At 59.2% G+C, this 15,487-nt stretch carries 11 protein-coding genes; 3 read left to right on the top strand and 8 right to left on the bottom strand.

Going from position 1 to position 15,487, the window contains the following annotated elements; genetic code table 11:
• Window positions 1–6: 6 nt before the first annotated feature.
• The 4 genes from CKW18_RS15070 to rpsU form a co-directional block, all read right to left on the bottom strand.
• Window positions 7–3,753, bottom strand: coding sequence for a bifunctional diguanylate cyclase/phosphodiesterase (locus CKW18_RS15070; RefSeq protein ID WP_095189515.1), 3,747 nt, complete (start codon window positions 3,751–3,753; stop codon window positions 7–9).
• Between the two features lie 126 nt (window positions 3,754–3,879).
• Window positions 3,880–5,727 (bottom strand): RNA polymerase sigma factor RpoD, encoded by a 1,848-nt coding sequence (rpoD, locus tag CKW18_RS15065; RefSeq protein ID WP_095189514.1) that lies wholly within the window; start codon window positions 5,725–5,727, stop codon window positions 3,880–3,882.
• A 67-nt stretch (window positions 5,728–5,794) separates the two neighbouring features.
• The gene (gene dnaG, locus CKW18_RS15055; RefSeq protein ID WP_095189512.1) at window positions 5,795–7,759 is read right to left on the bottom strand and encodes a DNA primase; all 1,965 of its coding nucleotides are present in this window, start codon (window positions 7,757–7,759) and stop codon (window positions 5,795–5,797) included.
• A 485-nt stretch (window positions 7,760–8,244) separates the two neighbouring features.
• On the bottom strand, window positions 8,245–8,460 hold the full coding sequence (gene rpsU, locus CKW18_RS15050) for a 30S ribosomal protein S21 (RefSeq protein WP_002551877.1): 216 nt from the start codon (window positions 8,458–8,460) through the stop codon (window positions 8,245–8,247).
• 199 nt (window positions 8,461–8,659) lie between these two features.
• Here rpsU and tsaD point away from each other — a divergent pair, with 199 nt between their 5' ends.
• Entirely contained in the window at window positions 8,660–9,685 is a 1,026-nt protein-coding gene (gene tsaD / locus CKW18_RS15045; protein ID WP_095189511.1) for a tRNA (adenosine(37)-N6)-threonylcarbamoyltransferase complex transferase subunit TsaD, read from the top strand.
• 23 nt (window positions 9,686–9,708) lie between these two features.
• On the opposite strand, the gene plsY is transcribed toward tsaD, so the two are convergent.
• The gene (plsY, locus tag CKW18_RS15040; protein ID WP_095189510.1) at window positions 9,709–10,278 is read right to left on the bottom strand and encodes a glycerol-3-phosphate 1-O-acyltransferase PlsY; all 570 of its coding nucleotides are present in this window, start codon (window positions 10,276–10,278) and stop codon (window positions 9,709–9,711) included.
• Between the two features lie 74 nt (window positions 10,279–10,352).
• Between plsY and folB the strand changes: the two genes are divergently transcribed.
• The gene (gene folB / locus CKW18_RS15035) at window positions 10,353–10,709 is read left to right on the top strand and encodes a dihydroneopterin aldolase (protein WP_064599849.1); all 357 of its coding nucleotides are present in this window, start codon (window positions 10,353–10,355) and stop codon (window positions 10,707–10,709) included.
• A complete protein-coding gene (gene folK / locus CKW18_RS15030) occupies window positions 10,700–11,218 on the top strand; it encodes a 2-amino-4-hydroxy-6-hydroxymethyldihydropteridine diphosphokinase (protein WP_095189509.1) in 519 nt (172 codons plus the stop codon). The genes folB and folK overlap by 10 nt, the downstream gene beginning before the upstream one ends.
• An 84-nt stretch (window positions 11,219–11,302) precedes the next feature.
• Here folK and CKW18_RS15025 read toward each other — a convergent pair whose 3' ends face one another.
• From CKW18_RS15025 to CKW18_RS15015, 3 genes are all read right to left on the bottom strand, one after another.
• Complete coding sequence (locus CKW18_RS15025) at window positions 11,303–12,544, bottom strand: multifunctional CCA addition/repair protein (RefSeq protein WP_095189508.1); 1,242 nt, start codon at window positions 12,542–12,544, stop codon at window positions 11,303–11,305.
• A gap of 63 nt (window positions 12,545–12,607) precedes the next feature.
• On the bottom strand, window positions 12,608–14,170 hold the full coding sequence (locus CKW18_RS15020; RefSeq protein WP_095189507.1) for a SpoVR family protein: 1,563 nt from the start codon (window positions 14,168–14,170) through the stop codon (window positions 12,608–12,610).
• Window positions 14,167–15,438, bottom strand: coding sequence for a YeaH/YhbH family protein (locus tag CKW18_RS15015; protein ID WP_095189506.1), 1,272 nt, complete (start codon window positions 15,436–15,438; stop codon window positions 14,167–14,169). The genes CKW18_RS15020 and CKW18_RS15015 overlap by 4 nt, the downstream gene beginning before the upstream one ends.
• Window positions 15,439–15,487: the final 49 nt, after the last annotated feature.

The following is a 15,487-nucleotide window of genomic DNA, read 5'->3' as shown; positions in this document are numbered from 1 at the left end:
CGCGGATTATAGCGACGGTTTCTCGGCTGTGCTATCCGAAAAATCCGATACGGCAATACGCAGAAACGTTGCGGCGAATTCTTCGGGTGGCAGGGGCAGGCTGACGATGTAGCCCTGGATCTGTTCGCAGCCTTCGGCTGTGAGGAATTGCTGCTGCGCCTGGGTTTCCACGCCTTCGGCGATGACGGTGAATTGCATGCTCCGGCCCAAGGCGATGATGGCGCGGACAATTGCCGCGTCGTGGGGGTCGTCGGGCAGTCCGCGGACGAAGGACTGGTCGATTTTGAGGATGTCCAGCGGCAGGCGTTTGAGGTAGCTGAGAGAGGAATAGCCAGTGCCGAAGTCGTCGATCGCCAGTTGCACACCGAGGTGTTTGAGCTGGTGCAACACCGCCAGGGCCTCTTCGGCCTGACTCATGATGAAATTCTCGGTAATTTCCAGTTGCAGTAAATCCGGCCTGAGGCGGTTGTCCTTGAGCAGTAGTTCGATGCGCCCGAGCAGATTCGGCTGGCGCAGTTGGGCACCGGCGAGGTTGACCGACAGCGGCCCGAGGCTTTCGTAGATCTGGTTCCACTCGAACATCTGCCGGCAAGCGGTCTCCAGCACCCAATCGCCGATCTGCAGGATCATCCCGTTTTCTTCGGCCAGTGGAATGAAGTGCTCCGGCGGCACGTCGCCAAAGGTCGGGTGTCGCCAGCGGATCAGCGCTTCGGCGCCGACCAGACTGTGGTCGTCGAGACTGATCTTCGGTTGGTAGTAGAGGTGCAGTTCATCACGCTCGATGGCCCGCCGCAGTTCGTGCTCAAGGGCCACGCGCTCGCTGGCCTGTGCGGTGAGGTCACGGGTGTAGCTCTCGACGCGGTTGCGGCCCTTGGCTTTGGAGCGGTACATCGCGGCGTCGGCGTTTTTCACCAGGGTGGCCACGTCGCAACCGTCGCGCGGATAGAGGCTGGTGCCGATGCTGGCGCTGATGAAGAACTCGTGTTCGCCGGCCTGGAACGGCGCGCCGAAGCAGTTGAGCAGTTTGGTGGCGATGTTGTCGGCATCGCTGGCTTGTTGCAGGCCGGGCAGCAGGATGATGAATTCATCACCGCCCAGGCGCGCGACGGTGTCGATGTCGCGCAACTGTTCTTTCAAGCGTACGGCGATGCCCTTGAGCAGCAGGTCGCCGACCGGATGGCCGAGACTGTCGTTGATGTGTTTGAACCGATCAAGGTCGAGAAACAGCACCGCGCCCTGACCGCCGTTTTCCTGCTGGCCGTTCAACGCCATCAGCAGGCGGCTTTCGAATAGCGTGCGGTTCGGCAGGCCGGTGAGCGGGTCATGGTGGGCCTGATAATCGAGTTTGGCCTGCGCGTGCTTGAGGCTGGAAATGTCGGCAAACACCGCGACAAAGTGGGTGATGAACTTGTCGCGGTTGCGCACGGCGCTGATGGTCAGCCAGCTCGGGTACAGCTCGCCGTTCTTGCGCCGGTTGGAAATCTCGCCTTGCCAATGACCTTCGTCGGTCAACTGGTGCCACATCGCTGCATAAAAAGCGCTGTCGTGCAGACCTGAGGCGAGCAGGCGCGGGGTATGGCCCAGCGCTTCGCTCTCGCTGTAGCCGGTGATCTCGGTGAAGGCACGGTTAACCGCACTGATGTGCTGCTGGGTGTCAGTGATCAATACGCCTTCGGCGGTGCTCTCGAATACGGTGGCAGCCTGTTGCAGTTTTTCCTGCATCAGATGGCGTTCGGTAATGTCCCGGGCGATGGTCAGCATGCAGTCTTCATCGCCGATCGGCAGCGGACGGGCGGACACCTCGCAGAGGCGGATCTGCCCGTCGCTACGGCGGATATGGCAGCTGAAATCACGGACGAAACCGTCGCGGTGCAGCAGGTCGAGCATCTGTTTACGTTCGTTGAGGTTGACCCAGATCCCCAGATCCAGCGCCGAGCGGTCCACCGACATGGCGCTGTTGAACCCGGTGATACGGCTGAAACCTTCGTTGACCTCCAGCAGCAAACCGTCGCTCTGGCGTGACAGCAGCAAGCCGTCCGGCGAAGCATGAAACGCCTTGGCGAACTTCTCTTCCGAGGTTTGCAGTTGCTGTTGGGTTTCCTTGAGTTGGGTGATGTCGCGCACTACCACCACCAGAGCGGGCGTGGTGTCGAGGTCGAACGGTTCGGCGGAAATCAGGCCGGTGAACACCTGGCCATTGTTACGTCGAAAGGGCATCTCCAGGTTACGAATGCTGCCAGCCTGCAAGCGCTGTAACAGCCCCGGCCCGACACCGGGAATGCCCCAGATATTCAGGTCGGTAGCGGTCAGGCCGATGATGTCCTCGGCTTTCAGCCCGATTTGTTCCTCAAAGGCTTCGTTGACCTCCAGCAGGCAGCCGTCGGACAGTCGTGCGATCACCAGAATGTCCGGGCATTGCTGGAATACCGAGGCGAATTTCTGCTCCGACAGGCGCAAGGCTTCCTCGGTGCGCTTGGTTTCGCTGATGTCGATCATCAGCCCGCGCATCACCGGTTCATGGCCGTGTTCAATGAGGCTGACGATGTCGCGTACCCACAGGCAGCGGCCGTCAGCGGTGATCACCCGGTAATCGAGGCTGTGATCGCGCCCGGCCAGCACTTCGTGATCGCAGAAACTCTGGGCGCGGGTCAGATCCGCCGGGTGGATGATGTTGCGCCAGAAGCCCGGTATCAGCCAGTGCGACAGTGGGTAGCCGAGCAGATCTTCAGCGTGTGGCGACACATAGCTGTAAGTGAAGTCGCTCATCCGCGCTTCCCAGGCGATGGCCGACAGGCTTTCGACCAGACCTCGATAGTGGTATTCGCTGCTGCGCAGCTCTTGTTCGAGGTCGATGCGGCGGGCGATCTCGGAACTCAGGCGTCGGTTGATACGGATCACCACTGCCAGGATGATCATCAGCAACAACAGGCCGGGCAGTCCGTAAACCAGCAGATCAGACCAGAATGTTCGGTGATCGAGGACGTTGCCGACCCAATGCTCTTGAATACTGCTGATTTGCGCCGGGGTCATGTCGGCCAGGACTTTGTCCAGAATGCCCACCAGTATCTTGTTATCGCGGGGTACGGCCATCGCCAGTTGATAGCGATACGGGGTTTCGCCGCTGACGTACAAACCGTCGAGCTTCAGCTGGCGCAGGCTCCAGACGCTGGACGCGAGGTCACCGACCACGGCGTCCACTTCGTCCGTCGCCAGCGCCTGTAGCGCTGAACTGACGTTAGGCATGGCTACCAGGTTCAGATCTGGATGGTGGGTACGCAATAGTTCGTGAGGCGCGTAGTTTTCCACCACGGCGATCTTCAGGCCATACAGATCCTCGAGTTTGCGCGGTTGTGCGCCGCCGACATGGGCGAGGATGACGATCGGGAAGTCGAGATAAGGGCGGGTGAAGGACAGGTAGGTCTGGCGCTCCGGCGTGGACATGATCCCTGGCAGCAGGTCGATCTTGCCCTGTTTCACCTGTTCCAGCACGACGGTCCAGCTCACCGGCTCGATGGGCGTCAGTTTGATCGCCAGGCGCTGGCGAATGACATCGATATAGTCAGCCGCCAGGCCCTGATAGCGGGCCTGGTCGTCACGAAACTCAAAGGGCGGCCACGACGCATCTACACCCAGTTTCAGGTCCGGGTGAGCCGCCAGCCAGCTACGTTCTTCATCGGTCAGAGTCAGCGCGTCAGCCGTTGCGGTCCAGATTATCAGTGACAGCAAAAAAAGCACGGACGCCAATCTGTGCATAACGCTCTCGTTATGGCTCGGGGGCAATTGTTTCGAGTGTAGACGGGGTATGCGGGGGAGGGGCGGTGCGGGGGATTTAATCTGCCCTAAAAACAAAACCCCCGGCCTGGGCCGGGGGTTCTGGTATCACTCGTCGAGGAAGGAGCGCAAATGCTCGCTTCGCGTCGGGTGGCGCAGCTTGCGCAGCGCCTTGGCTTCGATCTGACGGATCCGCTCACGCGTTACGTCAAACTGTTTGCCTACTTCTTCGAGCGTATGGTCGGTGTTCATGTCGATACCGAAACGCATGCGCAGTACTTTGGCTTCACGGGCAGTGAGGCCGGACAGCACTTCGCGAGTCGCTTCTTTCAGGCTCTCAACAGTGGCGACATCGATTGGCGACTGCATGGTCGAGTCTTCGATGAAGTCACCCAGATGGGAGTCTTCGTCATCACCGATCGGGGTTTCCATGGAGATCGGCTCTTTAGCGATCTTCAATACCTTGCGGATCTTGTCCTCAGGCATTTCCATGCGTTCGCCCAGCTCTTCCGGGGTCGGTTCGCGACCCATTTCCTGCAACATCTGCCGGGAAATACGGTTGAGCTTGTTGATCGTCTCGATCATGTGCACCGGAATACGGATGGTGCGGGCCTGGTCGGCGATCGAGCGAGTGATCGCCTGACGGATCCACCAGGTGGCATAAGTCGAGAACTTGTAACCACGACGGTATTCGAACTTGTCGACCGCTTTCATCAGACCGATGTTGCCTTCCTGGATCAGATCGAGGAATTGCAGGCCGCGGTTGGTGTACTTCTTGGCGATCGAGATCACCAGACGCAAGTTCGCTTCAACCATCTCTTTCTTCGCGCGGCGGGCCTTGGCCTCACCGATCGACATGCGACGGTTGATGTCCTTGATTTCAGCAATGGTCAAACCGGTTTCGGTTTCCAGCGCCGTCAGCTTCTGCTGGCAACGGATGATATCCGGCTGAACACGGCCGATGGCTTCGGCATATTTGCTCTTGCCTTTGGCCAGGGCGTCGGACCAGCTTTCGTCGACTTCGTTGCCCGGGAACTGGCGCAGGAAGTCGGCGCGTGGCATACGTGCATCACGTACACACAGCTGCATGATCGCGCGCTCTTGCTGACGCAGACGATCCAGGGCACTGCGAACACGCTCGACCAGGCCTTCGAATTGCTTCGGTACCAGTTTGATCGGCATGAACAGCTCGGCCAGTGCCAACAACTCGGCAATCGCTGCCTTGTTGTTGCGACCGTGCTTTTTCAGCGCCTTGCGGGTGATTTCCATCTGATCGGACACAGCGCCAAAGCGCTGGGCAGCGATAACCGGATCCGGACCGCTTTCCGCTTCTTCTTCGTCATCGGAAGATTCGGCTTCGTCGTCGTCCTCGGCGTCGTCAGCCTTGGCGGCTTTCGGATCGACCGGCGGCGGCACTTCTGCCGCAGGTGGCGCAATGCCGTCGTCCGGGTCGATATAACCGCTCAGGACGTCGGACAGGCGACCACCTTCGGTGGTGACGCGAGTGTACTCGGAGAGAATGTGGTCAACCGTGCCAGGGAAGTGCGCGATTGCGCTCATCACTTCACGGATGCCCTCTTCGATACGCTTGGCGATTTCAATTTCGCCTTCACGAGTCAGAAGCTCGACTGTACCCATTTCACGCATGTACATGCGCACAGGGTCAGTGGTGCGACCGATATCGGTCTCCACCGCTGCCAACGCGGCGGCTGCTTCTTCCGCAGCGGCCTCATCGGTATCGGCGTCGGCCAACATAAGGGCGTCCGCATCCGGAGCACTCTCGTGTACGGGGATCCCCATGTCGTTAATCATGCGGATGATGTCTTCCACCTGCTCAGGATCTGAAATATCCTCGGGCAGGTGGTCGTTGACCTCGGCGTAAGTCAGATACTTCTGCTCACGGCCCAGTTTGATCAACTCAATAATACGAGACTGCTGTTGCGCTTTTCCGGACATAACACCCTATCCACTGAAGGTCTTGGCGGGCAAAAAACAAGCCGAGGATTATACCTGAGCTATGACCTCACGCGCCAGTTGAGGTCGGGTTTGATGCGGAAACATTGCGACTTAGTAGGTCGCGCAGTTGATTTTTCTCTTCGATGCTCAATTCGCTTTGACGCGCTTTCCTGAGCAACTGTTCCAGATTTCGCTCGCGTTGGCGGGCTGACAAGCTAGTAATGGTGTCGAAAAACTGTTGTTCAAGGTTATCTCCGTCAATCAGCCATTCCTTTTCTGCCAGTGCCTTGAGCAATCGACCCTGTTCAGTGCCGTGCCATCGCGCGATCAACTGAAATGAGTTTAGCTTGGGATTCTTCTGTACGGCTTCGAGCAGCGCCACAAGCAACTGGGCATTGGTCTGATTTTCGTCCGCAATGTGCCCGGCGTCCTCGACGCGTTCGGCCAACTGCGGGTGATGAAGCAGTGTGCGCAGGGCGGTCAGGGTTGGCGACTCGACGCCAATCGGCGTTCGCGGGCGTTGCTGATCGCGATCGCCGCCACGCTTGCCGTTCTTGTCCCAGGGCTTCTTGTCCCATTTCTTGCCGCCGGCGCCGGGTTTCTTCGGCGTCCATTCCTGCTGCGGCACATACATGTCCTGTGCCTGCGGCTGATGGTAGTCGCTGTAGTCCGGCATTGCGTCGTAATCGATGCCCGGATCATAGGCGGGTGGCGCTTCCTGCGGCGCGCTTTGTGCGAGCTGACTGACGGTTTCGCTGCTCAGGCCAGTGATTTCGGTCAGGCGCTGACGCATCAGGATGCGCAGGTTGGCGCCCGGCACTTTGTCGATCAGCGGTGCGGCGAGGGTGGCCATGTGGGCCTTGCCTTCGAGCGAGCGCGGATCGGCTTCCTCGGTCAGTTGCTGGAAGAAATAATCCGCCAGCGGCTGCGCATGCTGATTGATGCGGGCCTTGAAAGCGTCGGTGCCTTCGGCGCGGACCAAGGTGTCCGGGTCTTCGCCCTCGGGCAGGAACAGGAATCGCGCACGGCGCCCGTCTTGCAGGCATGGAAGTGTTGCCTCCAGCGCGCGCCAGGCGGCGTTGCGTCCGGCCTGGTCGCCGTCGAAGCAGAACAAAACGTTCGGTACGACCCGGAACAGGCGTTTCAAGTGTTCTTCGCTGGTCGCGGTGCCCAGCGTCGCGACGGCATTACGCAATCCTTGCTGGGCAAGGGCGATGACGTCCATATAGCCCTCGACGACGATGATTTCGTCGAGGTTGCGGTTGTTCTTGCGCGCTTCATAAAGGCCGTAGAGTTCCTGGCCTTTATGGAAAACCGGAGTTTCCGGCGAGTTCAGGTACTTCGGCTTGTCGTCGCCGAGTACTCGGCCACCGAAAGCGATGATGCGCCCGCGCGTGTCGCGGATCGGGAACATCACGCGATCGCGGAAGCGGTCATAGCGTTTGCCGGTTTCGGCGTTCTCGATCAGCAGGCCGGCGTCGATCATGGCCTTCTGTTGCAATGTATCGCTGCTCAAATGCTTGAACAGGTTGTCCCAGCCGGGTGGGGCAAAGCCGAGGCCGAAATCCCGGGCGATCTCGCCGGTCAGGCCGCGGCCCTTGAGGTAGTCCACCGCGGCTTTGCGCGATGGGTGGCTCTTGAGCGCCTGCCGATAAAAGTCGGCAGCGGCGGTGAGCAGCGGATATAGCGGCGAATCGGTCGGCTGCCGCGGTTTGTGCGAGCGGCCGCTTTCTTCGCGAGGGATTTCCATGCCGGCGGCTTTCGCCAGATCTTCGACTGCCTGGGGGAAATCCAGGTTGTCGTGATCCATGAGGAAGCCGAGGGCATTGCCGCCGGCGCCGCAGCCGAAGCAGTAATAGAACTGCTTGTCGGGACTGACACTGAAGGATGGGGTTTTTTCTTTGTGAAACGGGCAGCAGGCCGTGTAGTTCTTACCGGCTTTTTTCAATTGCACACGCGAGCTGACCACGTCGACGATGTCGGTGCGGTTCAGGAGGTCGTCAATAAAGCTCTGGGGAATCAGCCCGGCCATCGCGTTCTCGTCGTCTGCGCTGTAATGAGTCCGATGCGAAGGGCTGCCGGACGCGGGTCGTTGTTTGAAGCACGCAAAATTTGCGGCTCGACCGGTGTCGTCTGCGTAATCGCTGTCGGGAAGTGTATCTGCCGAAAATCCACTGACGTTAGTACCAATCAGTCTTCGACTATTTGAAAGTGTTGCGCTGAATCCGCTGACGGCCGGTTAATGGCCTCGGATAGCTCAATAAAGCGGGCACGCATGCAGGTGCCTTGGGCTGATCGTCGTGAGAGGAATCAGTGGGTGTGCTCGTCAGTAGCCTTGAAAGACTCGTCAGAAAAGACGTGCACCGCTGGCAAAAGAGCCAGGTCTGACGCGTGAAGCAGATTTGTCTTGGTCGCATCTGCGGCTTCGACGGTGAAGCATCAAGCGTTTTACGCAAATGCCATTAGCCCGGCTGAGAGCCGGGCTTAGGCAAGAAGCTTGCTACGAACGTCTGTGTATTAGTACAGACGAACGGCGCGGCGCTGTTCGCGCTGAACTTTCTTGGCGTGACGCTTAACAGCGGCTGCTGCTTTGCGCTTACGCTCAGAAGTTGGCTTCTCGTAAAATTCGCGGCTACGAACTTCAGCCAGTACACCGGCTTTTTCGCAGGAGCGCTTGAAACGACGCAGAGCTACGTCGAAGGGTTCGTTCTCTTTAACTTTGACGGCTGGCATCCAGAGCTACCTTCATTCATTACCGGGGTCAACATCCTCGCGGCAAAAGAGCACTTGAAGACGTCGGTTTTTAAGGGTTGCGGATGTTAACCCCTCATCGCTCGGAATGCAAAGCCTCTGATCGAAAACCGCTGGTCGGGGGATCACGCGGGGACTATTATGCGCGCCTTCGAATTCAGCCTAAACAAGGCGCAAACCCATGCTAGTACTGGGATTAGAAACCTCCTGCGACGAGACCGGCGTCGCATTATATGACAGTGAGCGCGGTCTGCTTGCCGACGCGCTGTTCAGTCAGATCGACCTGCATCGTGTGTATGGCGGTGTGGTGCCGGAGCTGGCCTCGCGTGACCACGTCAAACGTATGCTGCCCTTGATTCGTCAGGTGTTGGCCGAAGCCGACTGTGTGCCGACCGAGATCGACGCGATCGCCTACACCGCGGGTCCTGGCCTGGTGGGCGCGCTGTTGGTCGGTGCTTCCTGCGCTCAGGCGCTGGCATTTGCCTGGGGCATTCCGGCGCTCGGCGTACATCACATGGAAGGCCATTTGCTGGCGCCGATGCTGGAGCCAACACCGCCACAATTCCCGTTCGTCGCTTTGTTGGTCTCCGGCGGTCATACGCAGCTGGTTCAGGTTGATGGCATCGGCCAATACACGCTGCTCGGCGAGACCCTCGACGACGCGGCCGGTGAAGCTTTCGACAAGACTGCGAAGATGATGGGCCTCAATTACCCCGGCGGGCCGGAAATCGCCAAACTCGCGGAGAAGGGCGTCGCAGGACGTTTCACTTTTCCGCGTCCGATGTGTGATCGCCCGGGGCTGGAATTCAGCTTCAGCGGTCTGAAGACCTCGGCGCTCAACACCTGGCAGCAGCGCATCAGCGCCGGGGACGACAACGAGCAAGCCCGTTGCGACATCGCGCTGGCGTTCCAGCAGGCCGTGGTGGAGACTTTGACCATCAAGTGCAAGCGGGCCCTGAAACAGGCGGGCATGAAGCGTCTGGTCATCGCAGGCGGCGTCAGCGCCAACAAGGCTTTGCGTGTTTCGCTGGAGAAAATGCTCAGCGACATGCAGGGCGATGTGTTTTACGCCCGTCCCGAGTTCTGCACCGACAACGGTGCGATGATTGCGTTTGCCGGTTGCCAGCGTTTGCAGGCCGGTCAGCAGGAAAGTCTGGCGATCAGCGTGCAGGCGCGCTGGCCGATGGAGCAGTTGTCGGCCCTGTGATGAACGGCGCTCACGAGCGGTATTTAAAAATGCCGTTCGCGCCCGGCAAACAGGTCGCGTAGATTGCCGCGATGGCGCCAGACGATCAGCAGCGTCAGCGCGCTCATCGGCAACAGCGCCTCTGGCTCCTGCCACGCAAGTAACGGCAGGGTCAGCGGCGTGGCAATCAGCGCTGCCAGCGAGCTGGTACGGGTCAGGTAGAACGTCAGCAGCCAGGCGCACACCGCCAGCAGCGCAGCAGGTGGATACAGGCCCAGCAACATGCCGGCTGCGGTGGCGACACCTTTGCCGCCGCGAAAGCGGAAGTACACCGGGAACAGGTGACCGATCACGGCACACACGCCGATCCACGCCTGATCCTGCAGCGATAGACCGACAGCCGATGCGATCAGTACCGGCAGCAGGCCTTTGCACAGATCACCCAGCAGGGTCAGGATCGCAAGTTTGCGGCCGGCCAGGCGCAGCATGTTGGTGGCGCCGGCATTGCCCGAGCCACTCATTCGCGGATCCGGATTTCCGGTCAGGCGGCTGAGCAAAATGGCGAAGGACAGCGAGCCGAGCAGGTAGGCGAGAGTCGCCAGTAACCAAAACATGCTAACTATTCCGGGCGAGGACGCCCTGATTCTAACGGCGCATTGCGCCCTTGTCGTGCAGCGGAGAAAAGTGCTTGGACAGAGTGTTTATCGAGGGCCTGGAAGTTGACACCGTGATCGGTGCCTACGACTGGGAGCGCGGCATCCGACAGTGTCTGCGACTTGATCTGAGCTTCGCCTGGGACAATCGCCCGGCCGCCGCCGGTGACGACCTGACCCTGGCGCTCGATTACGCCAGCGTTTCCACGCGCATCCAGGCCTTTGCCGAGCAATCTCAGTATCAGTTGGTCGAGACCTTCGCCGAGCGCCTGGTCGAGGTGCTGATGAGCGAATTCAAGATCACTTGGGTGCGCCTGAAGCTGACCAAGCCCGGCGCAGTACCGGCCGCCAAGGGCGGTGTGGGCGTGGAGATCGAGCGCGGATGTCGCTGACTCAGGTGTATCTCGGGTTTGGTAGCAATATCGAGCGCGAAACCCATTTGCGCGCCGGTCTTGAAGCATTGGCGACGTTTCTGGTGGATATCCGCTGTTCGGCGGTTTTCGAGAGTCAGCCAGTGGGAATCAAGAGCGGGCTTTTCTTCAACTTTGTGGTGTCGGCCTATACCGATCTGCCGTTGATGGAGCTGGATCGTCGCTTGAAGCTCATCGAGGCGGATAACGGTCGCTATGCACCGGATCGCAAGGGCTTGCCGCTGGATATCGACGTGCTGCTGTACGGCGATCTGGTGGGCAATTTCGACGGATTGGTTCTGCCGCGGGCAGAAATCCTGAAAAATGCCTTTGTGTTGTGGCCGCTGTCGCTGATTGCGCCGGATCGCGTGCATCCGGGTGTGGGAAAAAGCTTCGCCACGCTGTGGGCTGAGGCGAAGATTGATCAGGTGTTGGCGCCGGTGGGGTTTGAGTGGCGGGGCGAGCAGCTCACGTCTTCGGATTTGCGTTGAATTGACTGGCGCCTTCGCGAGCAAGCCCGCTCTCACAGGGGAATGCATTCCAAAATGTGGGAGCGGGCTTGCTCGCGAAGCTTTTCACGCAGACGCCGCGTCTTTGTAAGCCTTCAACGCCTTCAGTCGTTCACGCTTGAGCGCTTCGCCTAGCTCCGGGCCCTTGAACCCCTTCTCCAGCAACGGTTGCGCCGCCACGCCGCGGGCCACATTGGCCGCGCCACGCAGGTAATCCGCCTGTGGGTAACTTCTCTGCTCAAGCCCTTTGCGCCCCCTTGCGTCCATCTCGCATGCGGCAACGAACTCCTCAAAGCGCTGCGGTCGGCGATACACATCGAAGCTCTGCAGCAGCTCCAGCAAAGTCGAAGCTTTCAGCTCCAGGGCGCGATGTCCATGGGTGTGGTACTGACCGACCAGCAATGCCAACTCCTGACAGTCCTTCGGTACCTTGAAGCGCTCATTGACCGCTTTGATCGGCTTTAACCCTTTGTGCTCGTGGGCGATATGTCGCGGCCATTCTGCTTCCGGGGTCAGGCCCTTGCCGAGGTCGTGCAGCAGACAAGCCCAGCGCACGGTCAGCGGCTGTTTGTGCAGCGCTGCTTGCTCCAGCACGCTGAGAGTGTGGATGCCGCTGTCGATTTCCGGGTGGTGTATTTCTGGCTGCGGCACGCCGAACAGCACATCGACTTCGGGCATCAACTCTTTCAAAGCGCCGCAATCGCGCAGCACCTGAATGAATACCTGCGGGTGATCTTCCATCAACGCCTTGGATATTTCTTTCCAGCTGCGTTCTGCCGTCAGCGCTTGCAGCTCGCCGGATTCGCTGAGCTGTCGCATCAACTCCAGGGTTTCGCAGGCAACTGTAAATCCAAGCCCGGCATAGCGGGCAGCAAAGCGGGCCACGCGTAATACACGCAGAGGATCTTCGGCGAATGCCGGGGATACGTGGCGCAGAATTCGATCTTCGAGATCGCGCTGACCGTTATACGGGTCGATCAGATGCTGGTAATTTTCATCATCTTCGGCGACGGCCATGGCGTTAATGGTCAGATCGCGGCGGATCAGGTCTTCTTCAAGCGTGACCTCAGGGCTGGCGTGAAAAGTAAACCCGCCGTAACCGCGCCCGCTCTTGCGCTCGGTGCGGGCGAGGGCATATTCCTCACCGGTTTTTGGGTGAAGAAATACCGGGAAGTCTGCACCGATCGCGCGGTAACCCAGACCGAGCATCTTTTCTGCCGTCGTGCCGACCACTACCCGATCAATATCGGTGACCGGTTTGCCCAGCAAACGATCGCGTACCGCGCCGCCGACCTTATAAATCTGCATAAAAAACCTCCGTTAGCCCGACAGGATAACCCTTGCGTCGCGCTTTCGGAGGCCGAAACGGGATCAAAGATGAATGACGGCCAAGTCGAGCCGACCGTAATCGCCTTCGCTGTGCTCACTGCGTGGCGGTACGTGATGGGTTTTCATGATCTGGTCGCCTTGCAGGGTTTCCAGATGAATGTCGAAGCCCCACAAGCGATGCAGGTGTTTGAGCACCTCTTCGGTGGAGTCGCCCAGAGGCTTGCGATCGTGTTGCTGGTGGCGCAAGGTCAGTGAGCGGTCACCGCGACGATCGATGCTGTATATCTGCACGTTTGGCTCTCGATTGCCGAGGTTGTATTGCGCGGCCAGGGTTTCGCGGATGATTCGATAACCGGTTTCGTCATGGATCGCCGGTACCAGCAGATCGTCCTTCTGGTCATCATCGAGGATGCTGAACAGCTTCAGATCGCGGATCACTTTCGGTGACAGATACTGCAGGATAAAACTCTCGTCCTTGAAGCTGCTCATGGCGAACTTGATGCTCGACAGCCAATCGGTCCCGGCAATATCCGGAAACCAGTGACGGTCTTCCTCAGTGGGTTCTTCGCACATGCGCCGGATGTCACGGTACATGGCAAAGCCCAGCGCATAGGGGTTGATGCCGCTGTAGTAGGGGCTGTCGAAACCGGGCTGGAACACCACGCTGGTGTGCGACGTCAGGAACTCCATCATGAAACCGTCGGTGACCAGGCCTTCGTCGTACAGGTCATTCATCAGCGTGTAGTGCCAGAATGTCGCCCAGCCTTCGTTCATCACTTGAGTCTGACGTTGTGGATAAAAGTACTGCGCGATCTTGCGCACGATCCGCACGATCTCGCGCTGCCAAGGCTCTAGCAGTGGTGCGTGCTTCTCGATGAAGTACAGAATGTTTTCCTGCGGCTCGGCCGGGAAGCGCGCGTTGTCCTTGTCGCTGTACTTGTCCGCGCCTTTGGGGATGGTGCGCCATAGATCGTTGATCTGCTTTTGCAGGTGTTCTTCACGATCCTTCTGCCGCCGCCGTTCCTCCTCGGCGGAAATCGGGTACGGACGTTTGTAGCGGTCAACGCCGTAGTTCATCAGCGCATGACAGGAGTCCAGCAAGTCTTCCACCGCATCGATGCCGTGGCGCTCCTCGCATTGCATGATGTACTGCTTGGCGAACACCAGGTAATCAATGATCGAGCTGGCGTCGGTCCAGGTGCGGAACAGGTAATTGCCCTTGAAGAAGCTGTTGTGACCGTAGCAGGCGTGAGCCACTACCAGCGCCTGCATGCAGATGGTGTTTTCTTCCATCAGATAGGCGATGCACGGATCGGAGTTGATCACGATCTCGTAGGCCAGGCCCATTTGCCCGCGACTGTAGGATTTTTCCGTGCTGAGGAAGTGCTTACCGTAGGACCAGTGGTGGTAACCCAGCGGCATGCCCACCGAGGCATACGCGTCCATCATCTGCTCGGCGGTGATCACTTCGATCTGGTTGGGATAGGTGTCCAGCGCATAGCCGGCCGCGATACGGGCGATTTCGCGGTCGTAGGTCTGGATCAGCTCGAATGTCCATTCGGAGCCGGTGGAAATGGGTTGGCGCTTCTGCTCTTTGGCGGTCATGTCACTAACCTGCGCTGGAAGAGTTCACGGAAGACCGGATAGATATCCCCGGCCGAGACCAGCTGCTGCTGGGCAAACGTGTCGGAAAAGGCTTCGGCGATGCGTTCGTATTCGTACCACAAGGCCTGATGTTCGCGCGGGGTGATCTCCACGTAAGTGTAGTACTGCACAAACGGCATGATCTGGTTGATCAGGATGTCGCGGCAGATCGGCGAGTCGTCGTTCCAGTTGTCACCGTCGGAAGCCTGCGCCGCGTAAATGTTCCACTCGTTGCTCGGGTAACGCTCGGCCATGATCTCCTGCATCAGTTTCAGGGCGCTGGAAACGATGGTGCCGCCGGTTTCCCGTGAGTAGAAAAACTCCTCTTCGTCGACTTCCCGAGCGCTGGTGTGATGGCGGATGAACACGACGTCGATCTTGTCGTAGTTCCGTTTCAGAAACAGGTACAACAGGATGAAAAAGCGTTTGGCGATGTCCTTGGTCGCCTGGGTCATCGAGCCGGAGACGTCCATCAGGCAAAACATCACGGCTTTCGAACTGGGCTTCGGCTGCTTGATCAGCAGGTTGTATTTGAGGTCGAAAGTGTCGAGGAACGGCACGCGATGAATACGTGCACTGAGTTTCTCGATTTCCGCCTCGAGTTCCTGAATATCGCCGAAGTTGTCCGGTTCTTCGCGTCTCAGGCGCTCAAGTTCCGCTTTGGCTTCACGCAGTTTTGCCCGGCTGCTGCCCGACAAGGCAATGCGCCTTGCATGGGCCGAGCGAAGGGTGCGGATGATGTTGATCCGCGACGGGTTGCCTTCGTTGCTGATCCCGGCCCGCACGGTTTTGAAGGTGTCGGTGCCGCTCAGATTGCGTTTGACCAGGTTTGGCAGTTCGAGGTCTTCGAACATGAATTCGAGGAATTCTTCCTGAGTGATCTGGAAGACGAATTCGTCCATGCCCTCGCCGGAGTTGCCGGCCTTGCCCGGGCCGCGTCCGCCACCGCCTCCCGGCGGGCGGGCGATGTGTTCGCCGGCGGTGAATTCCTTGTTACCCGGATGCACCACGGTCTGCTTGCCGCCACGGCCGTGGTGAAGCACCGGTTCGTCGATGTCGCGACCGGGAATGCTGATCTGTTCGCCGTGTTCCATATCAGTGATGGAGCGCCGGCTGACTGCCTCTTCGACAGCCTTCTTGATGTGATCACGGTAACGCCGCAGGAAACGCTGGCGGTTCACCGTGCTCTTGTTCTTGCCATTGAGACGTCGGTCGATCACATAGCTCATACGTGGCCCTCCGGGCAGCTTCAAGTTGTGAGCTGCGCGCTGCAAGAAC

Source organism: Pseudomonas sp. Irchel 3E19 (assembly GCF_900187585.1).
Taxonomy (GTDB): domain Bacteria; phylum Pseudomonadota; class Gammaproteobacteria; order Pseudomonadales; family Pseudomonadaceae; genus Aquipseudomonas; species Aquipseudomonas baetica.
This window is presented reverse-complemented; position numbering and strand designations above follow the sequence as displayed.

What these genes read in the sequence shown, in the direction of transcription:
- CKW18_RS15020 (WP_095189507.1), bottom strand. Translation starts at nt 14,170, where the DNA reads ATGACCGCCAAAGAGCAGAAGCGCCAACCCATTTCCACCGGCTCCGAA.
- CKW18_RS15070 (WP_095189515.1), bottom strand. Translation starts at nt 3,753, where the DNA reads ATGCACAGATTGGCGTCCGTGCTTTTTTTGCTGTCACTGATAATCTGG.
- rpsU (WP_002551877.1), bottom strand. Translation starts at nt 8,460, where the DNA reads ATGCCAGCCGTCAAAGTTAAAGAGAACGAACCCTTCGACGTAGCTCTG.
- dnaG (WP_095189512.1), bottom strand. Translation starts at nt 7,759, where the DNA reads ATGGCCGGGCTGATTCCCCAGAGCTTTATTGACGACCTCCTGAACCGC.
- rpoD (WP_095189514.1), bottom strand. Translation starts at nt 5,727, where the DNA reads ATGTCCGGAAAAGCGCAACAGCAGTCTCGTATTATTGAGTTGATCAAA.
- plsY (WP_095189510.1), bottom strand. Translation starts at nt 10,278, where the DNA reads ATGTTTTGGTTACTGGCGACTCTCGCCTACCTGCTCGGCTCGCTGTCC.
- folK (WP_095189509.1), top strand. Translation starts at nt 10,700, where the DNA reads ATGTCGCTGACTCAGGTGTATCTCGGGTTTGGTAGCAATATCGAGCGC.
- CKW18_RS15025 (WP_095189508.1), bottom strand. Translation starts at nt 12,544, where the DNA reads ATGCAGATTTATAAGGTCGGCGGCGCGGTACGCGATCGTTTGCTGGGC.
- tsaD (WP_095189511.1), top strand. Translation starts at nt 8,660, where the DNA reads ATGCTAGTACTGGGATTAGAAACCTCCTGCGACGAGACCGGCGTCGCA.
- CKW18_RS15015 (WP_095189506.1), bottom strand. Translation starts at nt 15,438, where the DNA reads ATGAGCTATGTGATCGACCGACGTCTCAATGGCAAGAACAAGAGCACG.